The organism is Parafilimonas terrae (assembly GCF_900115755.1).
Lineage (GTDB): Bacteria > Bacteroidota > Bacteroidia > Chitinophagales > Chitinophagaceae > Parafilimonas > Parafilimonas terrae.
Genome location: NZ_FOXQ01000001.1, coordinates 536,218 through 553,730 on the forward strand (window position 1 = coordinate 536,218; position 17,513 = coordinate 553,730).

A 17,513-nucleotide genomic window follows, 5' to 3' on the forward strand; every position below is an offset into this window, starting at 1 on the left:
AGATTTATGTACTTATCTTTGCAGCCCTAAAAAAGGAAAAGTAATTTATGTTAATTGTAGATTCAAAAGATTGCGAAAACATTGACAAAGCGCTTAAAAAGTATAAAAAGAAATACGAAAAGAGCAAGACCTTATTACAATTAAGGGAACGTCAGACTTTTACAAAGCCTTCTGTTAAGCGCCGCAACCAGATTTTAAAAGCTATTTACAAGCAAAAAATCTCCAGCGGAAAGATTGAGCTTTAATATTTTTCTATTATAGATAGAAAACAGCCATAAGATGTATAATTTTATGGCTGTTTATGTTTGCTCAATATCCACAAAAAGAAGCTTTCCTCAATTACCTGCGTTTTGAAAAACGCTATTCGCAACACACCATTATTTCTTACCAAAACGATCTTGAACAGTTTTTAAGTTTCATTATTGCTGAGTTTGACGGGCCGGGCGTAGCTGAAATTAATGCAGCTATAGTCAGATCGTGGCTGGCACATCTTAAGCAGGAGGAAGATTTAACAGCAAAATCCATCAACCGTAAAATTTCCACTTTAAAATCATTCTATAAATTTTTAATGCGGGAGGGCATTGTGGCAACCACGCCTATGAGCATTATCAATGCACCAAAAATTAGTAAACGCCTGCCCGTTTATGTGGAAGAAAAAGATATTCAAACATTATTTGATTATGTAGAGTTCTCAGACGACTGGAAAGGAAGGACTGAAAAACTGGTATTGCAGCTTTTTTATAATACAGGTATGCGTGTAAGTGAACTGGTCAATTTAAAAACATCGCAGGTAGATTATGCCTATAATCATATAAAGGTTTTAGGCAAAGGCAATAAAGAAAGAATTATACCGGTAAATAAAGAATTAATAACAAATCTTCAGGATTATATAAAACATAAGCCGGGAGGCGACAGCATCAGCCAAGTTTTTGTAAATGAAAAAGGCAAGCCATTGTATGCAAGGCAGGTATATAATATGGTAAAGAAAAACTTGTCACTGGTTACCACTGTAAATAAGAAAAGCCCTCATATTTTGCGCCATAGCTTTGCCACCCATTTAACCAGTAACGGAGCCGATTTGAATGCGGTAAAAGAATTACTCGGTCACAGCAGCCTTGCGGCTACGCAGGTTTACACGCACAATAACATTGAACGCTTAAAAGAGGTATTTAAAAAAGCGCATCCCAAGGCTTAAAATGATTTCAAAAATTGCCTTAAAATTCCTTTAAAAAGTGACAAAAAAATGAGGTATTAAAATTTAAAAACTCTATCTTCATCAACGGAAATTCAATAACCCGAAAGGGCATTTCCAAGTGAGTTCTTTTTTTTATTGTTCACTTTAAAAGCAGTTTTTTTATGAATGTAAACATTGAAACGGTACACTTTACCGCCGACGCTAAACTGATAGACCATGTAAACAAAAAACTTAGTAAGCTAACCACATTCCACGACCGAATAATACGTACCGATGTTTTTCTTAAATTAGACAATGTGGCGCATAATATTAAAGATAAAATTGCCGAAATAAGAATATACGTGCCCAGGCACAGCTTTTTTGTAAAAGCAACTTCAAAGTCGTTTCAGGAATCTTTCGACAGTGCATTAGATTCCGTAGTTAACCAATTAAAAAAACAAAAAGAAAAACAAGCTGCTTAATTTTTAAAGCGCTTTAAAATTAAAACCTCCGCCATCAGCGGGGGTTTTTTAATTTATTCTTATAAAACCACCTCAAAAATTCTGAGTAAAATTTTGCCAAATGAAGTTTTCACTTACCTTTGCCATCCCGAAAAAATGGGTAGCTCTTTTATTGTCGTCACTTCAGGAATCAAAATGAATATTTTTTAATTTATCAGGTGGCGTATTAAATTATTACAAAAGCCACTTTAGCTCAGCTGGTAGAGCAACTGATTTGTAATCAGTAGGTCGTTGGTTCGATTCCGACAAGTGGCTCTTGAGTTATGACTTATCTGATTTTTAATCAATAGGTCGTTGGTTCCCTGCCCGAATGACTTCGGTCAGGCGGGGATTCCGACAAGTGGCTCTTGAGTTATGACTTATCTGATTTTTTAATCAATAGGTCGTTGGTTCCCTGCCCGAATGACTTCGGTCAGGCGGGGATTCCGACAAGTGGCTCTGGTATTTATAATTGGGCAGATGGCCGAGCGGTTAAAGGCGACAGACTGTAAATCTGTTCTCTCACGAGTACGCAGGTTCGAACCCTGCTCTGCCCACGGTTAATTTTACAATAGGGTAATTATTAATTTGCCTTATTGTATGAAGTTCTTTGAAATTTGAATGTTTGAACTACAGTAATCATCTTTAAATTACTATATTTTCAAATTTTCAAATTAAAATGCGGGAGTAGCTCATTTGGTAGAGCGATAGCCTTCCAAGCTATAGGTGGCCAGTTCGAGCCTGGTCTCCCGCTCTTTGAATGAGATGACAGAGGATAGTTGACAGTTGACGGGAAATTCACTGTCAACTTACAACGGTCAACTGTCAACTTTTTTTGACAAGCCGTTGTAGCTCAGTGGTAGAGCACTTCCTTGGTAAGGAAGAGGTCGTGAGTTCAATTCTCATCAACGGCTCTATTCTAAGATTGGATGAAATTTGTGCCGCTGAAGCGGAACAATATAAATTTTAATTGCTGAAGCCTTAAAGCTGATAGCTGGATTTTTAAACAACAACACAAAAACGATAAAGATGTCTAAAGAGACTTTTAAGAGGGATAAACCTCACGTAAACGTTGGTACAATTGGTCACATTGACCATGGTAAAACCACTTTAACCGCAGCTATTACTACCATCTTATCTTCAAAAGGTATGGCTGAGGCTAGAAAATATGATGAAATTGATGCCGCCCCTGAAGAAAAAGAGCGTGGTATTACTATCAACACAGCACACGTTGAATATCAGACGGCTAACCGTCACTATGCTCACGTTGACTGCCCGGGTCACGCGGATTATGTGAAAAACATGATTACCGGTGCTGCCCAGATGGACGGCGCTATCCTTGTTGTTGCTGCAACTGATGGCCCTATGCCTCAAACTAAAGAACACATCCTTTTGGCACGCCAGGTAGGCGTTCCCCGCATGGTAGTGTTTATGAATAAAGTTGACCTGGTTGATGATCCTGAATTATTAGAGCTTGTTGAAATGGAAATTCGTGAGCTTTTAAGCTTCTACGGTTTCGATGGCGATAACACTCCTATTATACAGGGTTCTGCAACCGGTGCTTTGGCTGGTGAAGAAAAATGGGTTAAGAAAGTAGAAGAATTAATGGAGGCTGTTGACAGCTACATTCCGCTGCCTCCCCGCCCCGTGGATCAGCCTTTCCTTATGTCTGTTGAAGACGTATTCTCTATTACCGGCCGTGGTACTGTTGCCACAGGGCGTATTGAGCGCGGCGTGATCAAAGTTGGCGATCCTGTTGAACTGGTTGGTTTAATGGACGCTCCTTTAAGCTCAACTGTAACAGGTGTGGAAATGTTCAAAAAATTACTGGATCGCGGTGAAGCTGGTGATAACGCAGGCTTGTTGTTACGCGGTATTGAAAAGAAAGATATCCGTCGCGGTATGGTTATCGTTCAGCCTAAGAGCATTACTCCTCACACTGAATTCAAATGCGAAGTTTACGTACTGAGCAAAGAAGAAGGTGGCCGTCATACACCGTTCTTTAATAAATATCGTCCACAGTTCTATTTCAGGACTACTGACGTAACTGGTGAAGTTTCTTTACCTGAAGGAACTGAAATGGTAATGCCTGGTGACAACATCGGTTTAACCGTTAAGTTAATTCAGCCGATAGCAATGGAAAAAGGTTTGAAGTTCGCTATCCGCGAAGGCGGCCGTACAGTAGGTGCCGGCCAGGTTACTGAAATTATAAAATAAGCTGATAGCCTTTAGCTTTTAGCTATTAGTTAATTGCAAATAATATTTATTTGCTTAATATTGCGGAAAGCTATTAGCCAGCAGCTAATAGCTTTTAGCTTTCTACGGGTATAGTTCAATGGTAGAATAGAGGTCTCCAAAACCTTCGATCTGGGTTCGAATCCTAGTGCCCGTGCTTAGTAAAAGTAAACAAGTTGAAATGTTGATACGTTGAAAGGTTTTTACTAATCAACTTAATCAGCCAGTCAACTCAATCAACTTAAAAAAATGAATAAAGTTTCTAATTATTTCCGCGATTCTTATAAAGAATTGACTGAAAAAGTTACCTGGCCAACCTGGGCCCAGTTGCAGCAATCAACCTTAGTTGTATTAGGTGCTACAATAATAATAATGGCCATAATAGGTTTAATGGATTTGGGCAGTAATGAACTGCTGAAACTTATCTATTCATTTTTCAGTTAATATATAAAGTAAGTGTATGGAGAATGTAACTGAGGAAAATGTTGTTCAACAGCAGGATACCAAATGGTATGTATTGCGTGTTGTGAGCGGTAAAGAGAGAAAAGTAAAGGAATATCTTGATAAAGACATAATCCGCAGCGGTTATGCTGAGGTTATAAAACAGGTATTTCTGCCAATGGAAAAAGTATATAAAGTGCAGAATGGCAAAAAGGTAATGCGTGAAAAAAACTATTTTCCGGGTTATGTTATGCTTGAGGTTTTAGATGGAAAGCTTACAGATGATATGATTCATCACATAAGTAATGTAAGCAACGTAATGCATTTTTTAACCGATGGCAAAGGCTCAAAAGGCAATATTATTTCGCTGCGTAAAAGCGAAGTAAATAAAATGCTGGGTAAGGTGGATGAAATGAGTGAGGCCGGTGGTATTACCATGAGCGAGCCATTTATTATTGGTGAAACAATCAAAATTATTGATGGCGCATTCAACGATTTTAACGGCGTAATTGAAGAAGTGAATGATGAAAAGAAAAAGCTGAAAGTGATCGTAAAAATATTCGGGCGTTCTACTCCTGTTGAGTTGAATTACATGCAGGTAGAAAAGCTCAGTTAAATACTTCTTTTTAAAAGAAAAAACCACAGATGATTTCTGTGGTTTTTTTATGCCCTTCATTAATTATCATGATCAAACAGCTAATTATCTAAAGCCTTTCCGCCGCCCGCAACCAGCGTTCCGGAATATCGTTGTTTAAAGCGGTAGCATAATCTTTCCCGCTGCAGGCAACGAAAGTTTTATCAGGTAACTGCATCCACCAGCGTTGCGTTTTCTTGCTTTGCAAAAACATCGTTTCAAAATCTGCAAACATTAGCCGGAATTCGTTGAAATATTCCCTTTGTTCAAGCGGTGCTTCGTTTTTTCCTTTTTGAATGCCATCCATCAAATACCAGAGCATGTGGCTAATTTGTTTAGCCGTGAGATCACTTATATCCTGCCTATAATTATAACCATAAATGCCAATGCTGCCGGCAATACTGCTCATGCCTGCATATTGCATCAGCAAACAGGCTTCTTCGCCGTTAAATCCATTTGGCGTTATACGATTGGCAGGTGCATGGCTGTGCTGAATGGCCGTTATATCAAACCCAATTATATCGGCATTGCGCACAACCGGTTCCATTGTTTCTATATGTTCTTTCACAATGCCAACACGGTAGCAATCAAAGCGCAGCTTATCAATTGTTTCCAGCATAGACGGATGCACAAAATAGCTTTGAAAGCCAATATGATTATAATGTTTCAAATAATTGGGCTCTTTGGTAAACATTTGCATAAGGAAATTTTCAGCCGGCATGCGGCTGTCAACATTCATATCAAGAATGGCATCTATGCAAACAGCTTCCACAAGTTTTTGCTGTGCATCAAAAACATCATACTGCGCCATCATAATATCGTGCGACCCGCCGATAATCACCACCTTTTTATTAAGGGCTGATAACTCACTTAATATTTGCTGTAATGCGGCATAAGTATCTTCCAGCGAAGCGCCTGATTTTACATTGCCTATATCAGCAATCTTAACTTCGGCGTGCCAGTGATACAAATTATAAAAATGAGCCCTTACTGCATTAATGCCATCATCATCTCTTTTGGGCACACCGGCGCCTCGTGCTTCGCTGCAGCCAACAATAATAAGATCTGCAGCATCTACATCAGGAAAATTACTTGTATAAATATCTGCAGCGCTGCCTAATTGTTTAGAATTGTAATCTTCATCATTATTCAGCAGGCTTAAATTAACAGGTTCAAGAAAATCTATAATTGTATCTATTGCAGAAAATGCCATATTGTATTTTTATTATAACAAACATAATTAAAATGAAGCTTTGGCAAAAGCACCCTGGTTTTTTAATTTTGAATTGTTTAACCCGTCTCTGGATTATTTACAAAATATCTGTATCTATTTTTGTTAGATGCCTTTGTATGCAAAATATGTATTGACATTTTTAATGTTTGCCGCAAGCATACAAACCTCCTTTGTGCAATCGCATCCTGCTGATATTCCTTCCTTAATTAATAATGAAACAGGTTATGATCAAACCAATAATGATATAGAATCTTTATTAAAACGAAAGATGTTTGTAAAGGTTTTTACCAACAAGGATAAGGTTTTTGTGGGCGAGCCACTCATGGCTACTTATAAATTTTATGTTGCCAGCGGCATAAACGACAGGCCCTCTGTAGGTAAACAACCTGAGTTTTCAGGATGCAGTGTAAAAGAATTAAACTTTGACCAGGGGCCTGAATTTGAGAACATCAATAATGAAGCTTTTTCAGTTTATACAATCAGAAAAGTACAGTTAACCGCATTGCAGGAAGGAAGCCTTTCACTGGGAAAAGCATACGTAAATAATTATGTGCAGGTTTTTAACCCGAATGATGTTTTAACAACCAGGAAATTTAATATCACCGTAAGCAATGGTAATGAAACCGTAGAAGTAATTAATCTTCCTGAAAATAATAAGCCGGAAAACTTCTATGGCATTACCGGCACTTTCGGTATAAGCGCAGCGATTGACAATAATAAAATTCCTGTGGGCGAAAACGGCAACTTAATTGTAACAATAAAAGGCGCAGGCAATCTTGACGCTATTGTTCAGCCCGAAATTAACTGGCCTCAGAACGTACAGCATTTTGATAGTAAGGATTCACAGCATGTAAGCCAGAATGATTTTCCCATAACCGGCGATCGTGTTTTTAATATACCATTTATTGGAAGCAAGGAAGAGAACATTATTATACCGCCAATAAGTTTCAGCTATTTTAACACTGATTCAAAAAAGTATGAGACCGTACAAACAGACAGCATTCCTGTATTTTTCATACAGGCGCTTTCGAAAAAAGATACAGCCAATGAAATCGTAAACTATGATATAACCAACCGGAAATATTTATGGATAGTACCGGCCATTGCATTGCTTGTGGCATTAACAGCGCTCATCTCCCACAGGCGCAATAATAAAACTAATCCAAAAGCCAACACTGTTGTAAGCAACGCCCTGCCTGCGTTTGAAGCACCAAAGCCTGCTTTCAATGCAAAATATAAAACTGATTTTTCGAGGTATTTTGATGAACTGCAAACCATTACCGACAATAAAACTTTCTTTATAAAAGCAAAAAATGTTCTTACGAAAGCGGTTGCAGAAAAGCTTGATTCCTCACAATATTCCGAACAGGTTTTAATGAATGAATTAATTAAAAAAACATGCAATGCTCCGGTTTGTAATAAGGCCGCAGCTTTGTACGAAGCTATTAACCTAAATTTATATGCGCCTTTTGAAACGCCTGCCGATCTCAATTTTTATTTTAAGGAAGTGAAAGAAACGGTTGAAGAACTTCAGCAGGAAAGCTAATCAATATATTTATAGCCAACACCTCTTACAGAATGAAAGTGCTTTGGGTTGCGGCTATCTGTTTCAAAGTATTTTCTGAAATTAAGGATGAAATTATCTATCGTTCTTGTGTTAGGATAAACCTTATAGCCCCAAACAGATTGCAATATTTTTTCTCTTGTTACAACCTGGTTTTTGTTTTCAATAAGCAGCTTCAGCAACATGGTTTCTTTCTTGCTTAACTCAACTTTATCGCCATTACTCAATGTTGCTTCCTGTGCCTTAAAATCAATGGTATTACCATCAAAACTATAAGTATCAAATACAAAATCCTTATCCGCAATCTTTTTATTTTTAATGATGAGCTTATCAATCCTTAATAATAATTCCTCAAGATTAAATGGCTTGGTTAAATAATCATCAGCACCTTTCTTCAGCCCCAAAACCCTGTCATTGCCAGTGTTTTTAGCGCTTAGTATTAAAACCGGGACATCATTATTACTAATCCTTATATTTTCAGTAACAGTTATTCCATCCATTTCAGGCAACATTATATCCATAATGATAAGATCGAAATATTCTTCAGCAACTATCTTCATCGCCTGCGTTCCGGTAAAAGCGGAAGTAACGGAATAGCCTTCCATTTCAAGGTTCAGCTTCAATGTTTCGTGGAGATTTTCTTCATCTTCCACCAACAATATATTTGCTTTTTCTTCTTTCATTATACTTTAAATTCTACATTAAAAATACTTCCGGCTGGCTGATTATTGACAATGCTTATTTTGCCATTATGGCTTTCCGCAATCCGCTTACAAAGGTATAAGCCTAGCCCTGTACCTTTTGTGTTGCGCACGGTTTCATCTCCGCTGCGATAAAACTTTGTAAAAACCTTTTTCTTCTCTTCTTCATTTATGCCGACACCTTCATCAATCACACTCAGAAGAACAGTGTTATTATTACTTATCAATTTTATATGAACAGGCTTTTCTTTTGGTGAATATTTTAAGGCATTGCTTATTAAATTATTTATGAGCAATTGCAGCAATAAGCTTTCACCATTAATAAGAATGTTTTCTTCAATGTTTTTTGTGATGCTTCTTGATGGAAAACGGGCAGTAAAATATATAACGCATTTATCAACCAACTCAGAAAAATCAAGGCTTTCTTTGGTGCTTAAATAATTACCGCTTTCCAGTTGCGATGTTATAAGGATATTTGAAACAAGCTCATTAAGCCGCTCTGTTTCCTGCAGGCTTGTTTTAATAAAATGCTGCTGTTTTTCTTCATCAAGTTTTCTTTTAAGCAAAGTTTCAAGGCTGAGATTTATAACGGCAATAGGCGTTTTTAATTCATGCGTAACAGCCATCATAAAATTTTGTTGTTGCCTGTTCAACATAAATTGTTTCCTTACAGAACGGTAAACAAATAATGCACCTATTAATGTCAAAATCACAAAAGTTATTCCTTCACTTATATATTGTGCCGTTTTGCGGGAATGCTCATCATTAACTAAAAAAAGCTTTTGTTCGTATGCAGCGTCGTCTTTATTCAGTTGCAGCAATTTATAAAAGCGCATCTGATCGTTTTGCTGTTGCAGTGAAATAAACCACCAAATCCATGCTGCTGTAATAAATAATAGCAGGAACCAATAAACAAAAGTTATGAATGTAAGCTTGCGCTGTTTATAAGCAGAGATCATTACTGCAAAATAAAAAGATTATGTGTTGCAAAATTGATTATGATGTGCTACACTTGTAACAGCTTCTGATCTATCAATCTAAAAAATTATAATGGAAAACAGCCTGACGGAATATGATGATGCGCAAAATGCCCGGTTGTGGGAAGGTGGTAAAATTTTATGTATGGGCGAAGCGCTCATTGATATGATTTGCACAGATAAAGGTAAACCGTTAACCGAAGGCCAGCATTTTTTAAAGAAGCCCGGCGGAGCGCCAACGAATGTTGCAGCTGCTATTGCTGCGCTTGGCGGTGATGTGGAATTAGCCGCTAAAGTGGGAAATGATCCCTTTGGCAAACACCTGGTAGAAGTAATGCAGGACTTTAATGTGTCAACAAAATGGATGCTGCTGGATAACCATTCCTTCACTACGCTTGCTTTTGTGTCTTTAATGGAAAACGGAGAGCGTGATTTTGTATTTAACCGCGGCGCTGACGGCCAGTTGAGCAGGGCTGAAATGGAGGCTATTGATCTCGATGGTTTTTCTATTATTCATTTTGGTTCCGCTACGGGCTTTTTGCCAGGACCTTTGCAAACTGCTTACCAGGGCTTAATGCAGAAAGCGCTTCATCGAAATTTATATGTGAGTTTTGATCCGAATTACCGCCACCTGCTTTTTAAAAATAATGAGCAATCTTTTATTGACCAGTCCTGGAATTTTATAGAAAGCTGCAATTTTTTTAAAGTAAGCGATGAAGAAGCTTTGCTGATAACTGGTGCCGCAACCCTAACAGATGCTATAAATATTCTGAAGAAAAAAACAGATGCAGTTTTTACAATCACCATTGGAAAAGAAGGCACCATGTTGATTGTAAATGATGAAATCGTTACGGTGCCAAGCATTCCTGTAAAGGCTGTTGACACAACCGGCGCAGGTGATGCATTTGTTGGCGCTGTATTATACCAGTTAAGTAAAATGCAAACTACATTAGATGAAATTTCTTTTGACAACTGGAAAAACATAGTTTATAATGCCAACAAAGCCGGCGCCCGCACCTGCGAATACATGGGCGCTATGGAAGCTTTTAAACACCTAAGCAGCGATATTTTTAATTAATTATTTTTTTAAAACGGGTCATCGTCTTCACCAAAGGCATCATCATTCATTCGGCTGCCTTTTTGTATAAAGAGGCGCGCATTATTATCATCGCCGGTTTGTGAAGGCTGCGGGCCAAGCGGTTTCCAATTGCCTCCGGAAGATAAAGCAGGGCCACTGTCGCCATCCCATTCTTCGAATTTTTGTATGTGCAGCAGGGCGCGCAGTTTCACCGTTTCAAGCGAACCATTCCTGTGTTTTGCTATTTTAATATGTGTTTCACCGCGTGTGCTTTCACCATGCTCATTGGAAAAATTCTCATAATATTCCGGCCGGTAGATAAACATAACCATATCTGCATCCTGTTCAATAGCACCGGATTCACGCAAATCGCTCAATTGCGGCATCTTGCTTTCCTTACGCGTTTCAACGGCACGGCTCAACTGGCTCAATGCAATGATAGGTATGTTTAATTCTTTGGCGAGTGCCTTCAGGTTACGTGAAATGGTGCTTATTTCCTGTTCACGGTTTGAACCCCGGTCGCCACTGCCACTCATCAACTGCAGGTAATCTATAATGATAATACCAACCTTATGCTTATTTACCAGGCGGCGTGCTTTTGCCCTGAATTCAAAAATGTTTAAAGCGGCCGTATCATCAATAAAAATAGGAGCCTGTTCCAGGCGCTTAATGCCCTTGGTGTGCAATTGCTGGTATTCGTAATCTTCCAGTTTACCACGTGCAATTTTTTCAAGTGCTATCTCGCTTTCTGCCGACAAAATACGCTGCACCAGTTGTGAAGAGCTCATTTCAAGCGAAAACACGCCAACGGCTGTAGGTTTCACCGGGCTTAAAGCCGCATTACGGGCAAGGTTCAGTGCGAATGCTGTTTTACCCACAGAAGGCCTCGCTGCCAGGATGATAAGGTCAGTAGGTTGCCATCCATAAGTTATGCGGTCAAGGCTTGCAAAACCACTTGGCACGCCAGATATATCTTCAGTCTTCGTGCGCAGTTCATCAATACGGTTAATGGTTTTGGCTAAGGCATTGCCAATATCTTCATAATTATTTTTAAGATAATTATTGGTGATGCTGAACATTTTTGTTTCGCTGTCATCCAGTAAATCAAAAACATCGGTACTATCTTCATACGCGTCGCTGATTATTTCGCCGCTGATGCGTATCAGTTCCCGCTGTATAAATTTTTGCAGAATAATTCTTGAATGTGCCTCAATATTAGCCGTTGATACAACGGCGTTGGTAAGTTTGGTAATATAATACGGGCCGCCTACAGCTTCCAGTTCTTCCGATGTTTTTAATTGTTCAACAACGGTAAGCATATCAATCGGCATACTTTGTTGGGCAAGGCTTTGAAAAGCTTTAAATATGCGCTGGTGCACATCGGTGTAAAAACATTCCGGTTTTAAAATTTCGATAACGGTATCAAATGCGCTTTTCTCAAGCATGATCGCACCAAGCACCGCTTCTTCCAACTCCCGTGCCTGCGGTGGCAATTTTCCATAAACAGTGGTGCTAAGATCGATTGCTGGTTTTCTCCTGGTTCGTCTATCTTTATTTTGATTAACAATATCCATTTTATATGAAAAGAATTTAATCGGTTAAGTAGCTGCGTTATGTTAAGCAATTGTTGCCCTGATGTTACCGCTATATTATCGGCAACGGGGCAACGAATTAAGGGCTAATTCATGGCACGAAAAAATTTTATCTGAATTAAACTTATTAAACTTGTTTGCACAGGTTTCCAACAAAATAACGAGGTTATCCACTATAACAGTATGGTTCTTCAACAGAAATAAAAAGTTTTAAGAAAATTCTATACTGATATCCACAGTCGTGGGTGCAAAAACTTTTTCTTGAAAAACATGCTTATTTTTTAAAAAAAGTAGTATTACTGAAGTTTAAAATTTCGTTTTCTCCTCTTATTTCAAAGTCTATTTTTGCACTAATTGATTTTTATGAAGATATCTTATAACTGGCTTAATAAATATTTACCTGAAACAATTGAACCGCAAAAATTATCGGAAATTTTAACGTCTGTTGGTCTTGAAGTGGAAGCGCTTGAACCTTACGAAAATTTTAAAGGAGGATTAAAAGGGCTTGTTACGGGCGAGGTGTTAAGTTGCGAACAACATCCTAATGCAGATAAACTTAAAATCACAAAGGTTGATATAAATAAAGGCGAGCCATTGCAAATAGTTTGCGGCGCACCGAATGTAGCAGCCGGTCAAAAAGTTATTGTAGCGCCTGTTGGCACAACCATCTTTCCTTTAAATGGAGAGGCAGTAACGATGAAAGTGGCTAAAATAAGAGGCGTTGAAAGCTTTGGAATGATTTGCGCTGAAGATGAAATAGGCTTGAGCAACAATCATGAAGGCATTCTTATTTTGCCTGCCGAAACAGAGAACGGCACACCTGTTGAAAAGCTGTTTGATGTTTATGCTGACTGGATTTATGAAATTGGTTTAACGCCAAACCGCATGGATGCCATGAGTCATATTGGTGTTGCCAAAGATGTTTGCGCATGGTTGTCTTATCATAATCATACAATTGTAACAGCAAAGCTTCCCTTTTCGAATAATACAGAAAACATCAGCGGGAACAGTGAATTTACTGTTACGATTGAAAATACAGATGCCTGCAAAAGGTATTCCGGCGTAGCAATAAAAAATGTAAAAGTTGCGCCATCGCCCGCATGGCTTCAGAATTATTTAAAAGCGATTGGTCAACGGCCAATCAATAATATAGTTGATATTACCAATTTCATTTTGCATGAAACCGGCCAGCCTTTACACGCTTTTGATGCTCATGCCTTGAGCAGTAAAAAAATAGTAATAAAAAATCTGCCTGAGGGTACTTTATTTAAGACACTTGATGAAGTGGAAAGGAAATTAGGCAGCGGGGATTTAATGATTTGCAACGATAATGAACCTGTTTGTATTGCAGGTGTTTTCGGCGGTATAGGCAGCAGTGTTACCGAAAAAACACAAAGCATATTTTTGGAAAGCGCGTGGTTCAGCCCTACATCCATACGGGCAACTTCCTTAAAACATGGCCTTAGAACAGAAGCCGCCATCAGGTTTGAGAAAGGAGTAGATATTTCAGGAACAGTACGTGCACTTTTACGCGCCATTGAATTAATAAAAGAAGTAGCAGGTGGAGAAGTGAGCGGAAAGCTAATTGATGTTTATCCCGTAGTTGCCGAAAAGAAAATTGTTGTTTTAAAATACGATTACCTTAAAAAATTAAGCGGCAAAGTTTATTCTCCGGAATCGGTAAAAAATATTTTAACGGCGCTGGAATTTGATATACTTGAAGAAAATAACAGCTTCATAAAACTGGCTATACCATTAAGCAAAGCTGATATTAGTTTGCCCGCCGATATTGTGGAAGAAATTATAAGGATTGATGGTCTGAACAATATTGAAATTCCATCAACAATTACAATAACACCTTCTATAAATGAAAATAGTTTAAAGGAGAATTTGAAAGAAAAACTGGCGCAATTGTTTGCCGGTTTGGGATTCAACGAAATTATTACCAACTCTATTGCTAACAGTAAAAATTATAGTGAAGAAAAATTAAACACTGCTGTAAGACTGCTTAATAATTTAAGCGCTGATCTTGATATTATGCGCCCTTCCATGCTTGAAACAGGATTGGAAGTGCTTTCCTATAATGTCAACAGAAAAAATACCAACCTGCGTTTTTTTGAGCTTGGCAAAGTTTATAAACACAATGAAAATGGTTACTTGGAAACCGAAAAACTTTGTTTTTGGATAACAGGCAGAAAACAAACACCCGGCTGGAAAAATCAAAATGCAGAAGCTGATTTTTTTACAGCCAAGGGCATTACTGCAGCACTGCTGGAAAACATCAATATTAGAAATGTATCTTTTGGAGAACCGGAAGCTGTTGCAGAAGGTACTATTCAAACAATTCAAAAAAACAAAACTAAATTAGGTAGCATTTTGCTGGCAGCTAATCCTCTTTTACAAAAATTTGGTATTAAACAGCCGGTTATTTTTGCAGAGCTTGACGTTGAAGGCCTGGCAGCAGAAGCTATAAAACAACAGGTTTTGTACAAAGAAATTCCACCATTCCCAGTTGTGGAAAGAGACCTCGCTTTTGTAACAGGTAAAAATGTCGTTTACGGCAGCGTTGCCTCTTTGTTAGAAAGAATGAAGGTGAAATATCTTGAAAGTTTTAAGCTGTTTGATATTTATGAAGGAGAAAAATTAGGCGCCGATAAGAAATCGTTTGCCATTAACTTTAGATTTATCAACGCAGAAAAAACGCTTACCGATGCTGAAGTGGAGCTGGCTATGAAGGCAATTACTGAAAAGCTGGCAAAAGAATTTGATGCGGAAATCCGGCACTAATTTGGCCTAATTTTTATTGTATGGAAGATTTGCATGCCACAGTTAAAGATTTACATCTTGCTTTACAAACGCTTTTAAAGAAACTGAACGGGTTAAAAAAAGAGAACGAGGAACTAAAAAAGGAAAATGTAGAATTGAGAAAAGCTGTTTCAGAAAAGGAGCATTTAATTAATGTAACTGAAGAAAAAATTGTTACAGCTAACATCAATGGTTTGTACGATGAGGAACAAAAAGAAGCGTTGCAATTTAAGATTGATGCATATTTAAAAGACATTGAAAAATGCCTTGCACTACTTAATGCCCGATAAATGGAAGAATTAATACCTGTAAATATTTTGGTGGGAGACAGGAATTACCGTGTCAAAATTAAACCCGCCGATGAAGAAAACCTGCGCAAAACAATAAAACTTGTAAATAACAAGCTGGTAGAATTTAAAACCAATTTCGCCGGCAAAGACATGCAGGATTATATTGCCATGGTATTAATATGGCTTGCAACCGAACAACCATCAAGCGCCATTGCCAATGAAAACACCAGGGAATTATCAGGAAAATTAAAAGCGCTTCAACAGCTAATTCAGGAAGCTATATAAATAAAAAGCTCCGTCCAAAAATGAACAGAGCGTATTCTGAAAAAGCCCCGAAAATCATTGTGCCTTACAGGCAAACATTTTTTAATTTTCTCTTCAGTTTTCAGAGAAGGTACTACATTAAACACATTCAGTTTGGGTTACGGCCCCTAAACTTTTAAAAACTTTACTGTTAGTTTTAACGGTAAGTCTTTTAAAGGTTTTCTTTAAGAACGAATTAAAAACGGGTACTGGTCTTTTTTCAAATTGAGTGCCAACGCTTGTACAAGTAATTATATTGTTATTTATCAATTAGTTACAAAATATCTCAACTTAAATCATTCCCAATTTGAAACAAATTAGTCTTAAATTGAGACTCAAAATCACTTTAAATATTCTGCCTGCTGATAATTAACTTCGCAGCTTAACAGTTTATAATAATAACTTTTTATCAATTTAAATTTTCATGGATATATCAATCATAATCACAGGAATAATTGCTTTGCTTGCCGGAATTGGGTTGGGAAAAATCCTATTTGCCAAGAATACCCGCAAAAAAATTGAAGAGGCTGATTTACAATCGCAGCAGATGCTATCTGAAGCACAGTTAAGAGCCGAAACCATTAAGAAAGAAAAAATACTTGAAGCAAAAGAGAAATTCGTACAACTTAAAGCTGAATACGATAAAGAAGTTCTGGAACGTAACCGTAAAATAAATGATGGTGAAAACCGGATAAAGCAAAAAGAAATAAGCATTAATCAAAAGGAAGGTTTACTTGACAAACAAATAAAAGAAAATGAAGTAATTAAAGAAAACCTTAACCGGCAGCTCGAAGTTGTAGCACAAAAAAGGACTCAGCTTGAAAAACACCAGGAAGAACATATTAAAAGACTTGAAAAGATTGCCGGCCTAACCGCAGAAGAAGCAAAGACACAGCTAATTGAAAGCCTTAAACAGGAAGCTCAAACCCAAGCGCTTCAACTTCAGCAGGAAGTAATTGAAGAAGCAAGGCAGAAAGCGAATAAAGAAGCGCGGAAAATAATCATACAATCTATTCAGCGAACAGCGGCCGAGCAAACCATCGAAAATACAGTAACCATTTTCAATCTGGAAAGCGATGAAATCAAGGGCCAGATTATAGGCCGCGAAGGCAGAAATATTCGTACTATAGAAGCTGCAACAGGCGTTGATCTTATTGTTGACGATACGCCTGAGGCTATCGTGCTTTCTTCGTTCGACCCGTTGCGCCGCGAAATTGCACGTTTGAGCCTGCAACGCCTGGTGGCAGATGGAAGAATACATCCGGCCCGCATTGAAGAAGTTGTTGAGAAAACACGCAAGCAACTAGAAGAGCAGGTAATGGAAATAGGTGAAAGAACAGTAATTGAATTAGGTATTCACGGCCTTCATAAAGAGCTGGTCCGCATTGTGGGAAAAATGCGTTTCCGTTCTTCCTACGGGCAAAACTTATTAATGCACAGCCGGGAAGTAGCTAATTTATGCGCAACCATGGCGGCAGAATTGGGGTTAAGCCCCAAACTTGCAAAACGTGCCGGTCTATTGCATGACATTGGTAAAGTGCCTGATGAAGAAACAGAATTGAGCCACGCTTTACTTGGAGCCAAACTTGCAGAAAAATACGGTGAAAATGCAGCCGTTGTAAATGCAATCGGAGCACACCACGATGAAATGGAAATGCAGTATATCATCTCACCTATTGTTCAAAGCTGCGATGCCATTAGTGGCGCAAGGCCAGGTGCAAGGAGAGAAATTATGCAGCAATACCTGCAGCGCATTAAAGACCTCGAAACACTGGCCATGGGTTATACCGGCGTGGAAAAAGCCTATGCAATACAAGCAGGCAGGGAATTAAGGGTTATTGTTGAATCTGAGAAAATTACAGATTCAGACAGCGATAAACTGAGTTTTGAAATAGCCCAGAAAATTCAGAACGAAATGACTTATCCCGGGCAAATAAAAATAACCGTGATAAGAGAGAAAAGGGCAATTAACGTTGCCAGGTAAA

General features: G+C 38.2%; 16 protein-coding genes and 5 tRNA genes. 17 read left to right on the plus strand and 4 right to left on the minus strand.

Going from position 1 to position 17,513, the window contains the following annotated elements:
- Window positions 1–47: 47 nt before the first annotated feature.
- The 11 genes from rpsU to nusG all read left to right on the plus strand — a co-directional run bounded on the left by rpsU (window position 48) and on the right by nusG (window position 4,966).
- Window positions 48–245, plus strand: a complete 198-nt coding sequence (gene rpsU, locus BM015_RS02265) for a 30S ribosomal protein S21 (RefSeq protein WP_090654078.1) — start codon at window positions 48–50, stop codon at window positions 243–245.
- A 56-nt stretch (window positions 246–301) separates the two neighbouring features.
- On the plus strand, window positions 302–1,195 hold the full coding sequence (gene xerA / locus BM015_RS02270; RefSeq protein WP_090654080.1) for a site-specific tyrosine recombinase/integron integrase: 894 nt from the start codon (window positions 302–304) through the stop codon (window positions 1,193–1,195).
- Window positions 1,196–1,356: 161 nt separating this feature from the next.
- Window positions 1,357–1,656, plus strand: coding sequence for a ribosome hibernation-promoting factor, HPF/YfiA family (gene hpf / locus BM015_RS02275; protein ID WP_090654083.1), 300 nt, complete (start codon window positions 1,357–1,359; stop codon window positions 1,654–1,656).
- Window positions 1,657–1,877: 221 nt separating this feature from the next.
- A tRNA-Thr gene (locus BM015_RS02280) sits at window positions 1,878–1,950 on the plus strand.
- A 198-nt stretch (window positions 1,951–2,148) separates the two neighbouring features.
- Window positions 2,149–2,231: transfer RNA gene (locus BM015_RS02285), tRNA-Tyr, on the plus strand.
- A gap of 124 nt (window positions 2,232–2,355) precedes the next feature.
- Window positions 2,356–2,428, plus strand: a tRNA-Gly gene (locus BM015_RS02290).
- A gap of 88 nt (window positions 2,429–2,516) precedes the next feature.
- Window positions 2,517–2,588: transfer RNA gene (locus tag BM015_RS02295), tRNA-Thr, on the plus strand.
- A 115-nt stretch (window positions 2,589–2,703) separates the two neighbouring features.
- A complete protein-coding gene (gene tuf, locus BM015_RS02300) occupies window positions 2,704–3,891 on the plus strand; it encodes an elongation factor Tu (RefSeq protein ID WP_090654085.1) in 1,188 nt (395 codons plus the stop codon).
- A 104-nt stretch (window positions 3,892–3,995) separates the two neighbouring features.
- Window positions 3,996–4,066, plus strand: a tRNA-Trp gene (locus tag BM015_RS02305).
- Window positions 4,067–4,158: 92 nt separating this feature from the next.
- On the plus strand, window positions 4,159–4,353 hold the full coding sequence (gene secE / locus BM015_RS02310; RefSeq protein ID WP_090654087.1) for a preprotein translocase subunit SecE: 195 nt from the start codon (window positions 4,159–4,161) through the stop codon (window positions 4,351–4,353).
- Window positions 4,354–4,369: 16 nt separating this feature from the next.
- Entirely contained in the window at window positions 4,370–4,966 is a 597-nt protein-coding gene (gene nusG, locus BM015_RS02315) for a transcription termination/antitermination protein NusG (protein WP_090654089.1), read from the plus strand.
- Window positions 4,967–5,054: 88 nt separating this feature from the next.
- Here the strand turns inward: nusG and BM015_RS02320 are convergent, their stop codons facing one another.
- Window positions 5,055–6,197, minus strand: a complete 1,143-nt coding sequence (locus tag BM015_RS02320; RefSeq protein WP_090654091.1) for a formimidoylglutamase — start codon at window positions 6,195–6,197, stop codon at window positions 5,055–5,057.
- A 127-nt stretch (window positions 6,198–6,324) separates the two neighbouring features.
- Between BM015_RS02320 and BM015_RS02325 the strand changes: the two genes are divergently transcribed.
- Window positions 6,325–7,764 (plus strand): BatD family protein, encoded by a 1,440-nt coding sequence (locus tag BM015_RS02325; RefSeq protein WP_090654093.1) that lies wholly within the window; start codon window positions 6,325–6,327, stop codon window positions 7,762–7,764.
- Here BM015_RS02325 and BM015_RS02330 read toward each other — a convergent pair.
- Window positions 7,761–8,465 carry a response regulator transcription factor gene (locus tag BM015_RS02330; protein ID WP_177191784.1) on the minus strand — a complete coding sequence of 235 codons (705 nt, stop codon included), beginning with the start codon at window positions 8,463–8,465 and terminating at the stop codon, window positions 7,761–7,763. The genes BM015_RS02325 and BM015_RS02330 overlap by 4 nt on opposite strands.
- Window positions 8,465–9,442 carry a sensor histidine kinase gene (locus BM015_RS02335; RefSeq protein WP_090654097.1) on the minus strand — a complete coding sequence of 326 codons (978 nt, stop codon included), beginning with the start codon at window positions 9,440–9,442 and terminating at the stop codon, window positions 8,465–8,467. The genes BM015_RS02330 and BM015_RS02335 overlap by 1 nt, the downstream gene beginning before the upstream one ends.
- Before the next feature lie 91 nt (window positions 9,443–9,533).
- Between BM015_RS02335 and BM015_RS02340 the strand changes: the two genes are divergently transcribed.
- Window positions 9,534–10,538 (plus strand): carbohydrate kinase family protein, encoded by a 1,005-nt coding sequence (locus tag BM015_RS02340; protein WP_090654099.1) that lies wholly within the window; start codon window positions 9,534–9,536, stop codon window positions 10,536–10,538.
- Window positions 10,539–10,546: 8 nt separating this feature from the next.
- Here the strand turns inward: BM015_RS02340 and dnaB are convergent, their stop codons facing one another.
- Complete coding sequence (dnaB, locus tag BM015_RS02345; protein ID WP_090654102.1) at window positions 10,547–12,112, minus strand: replicative DNA helicase; 1,566 nt, start codon at window positions 12,110–12,112, stop codon at window positions 10,547–10,549.
- A 381-nt stretch (window positions 12,113–12,493) separates the two neighbouring features.
- On the opposite strand from dnaB, the gene pheT reads away from it, so the two are divergent.
- The 4 genes from pheT (at window position 12,494) to rny (ending at window position 17,512) form a co-directional block, all read left to right on the plus strand.
- Complete coding sequence (gene pheT, locus BM015_RS02350) at window positions 12,494–14,917, plus strand: phenylalanine--tRNA ligase subunit beta (protein WP_090654104.1); 2,424 nt, start codon at window positions 12,494–12,496, stop codon at window positions 14,915–14,917.
- Window positions 14,918–14,937: 20 nt separating this feature from the next.
- On the plus strand, window positions 14,938–15,225 hold the full coding sequence (locus tag BM015_RS02355) for a hypothetical protein (protein ID WP_090654106.1): 288 nt from the start codon (window positions 14,938–14,940) through the stop codon (window positions 15,223–15,225).
- Window positions 15,226–15,510 (plus strand): cell division protein ZapA, encoded by a 285-nt coding sequence (locus tag BM015_RS02360; protein ID WP_090654108.1) that lies wholly within the window; start codon window positions 15,226–15,228, stop codon window positions 15,508–15,510.
- Between the two features lie 442 nt (window positions 15,511–15,952).
- Window positions 15,953–17,512 carry a ribonuclease Y gene (gene rny / locus BM015_RS02365; protein WP_090654110.1) on the plus strand — a complete coding sequence of 520 codons (1,560 nt, stop codon included), beginning with the start codon at window positions 15,953–15,955 and terminating at the stop codon, window positions 17,510–17,512.
- Window position 17,513: the final 1 nt, after the last annotated feature.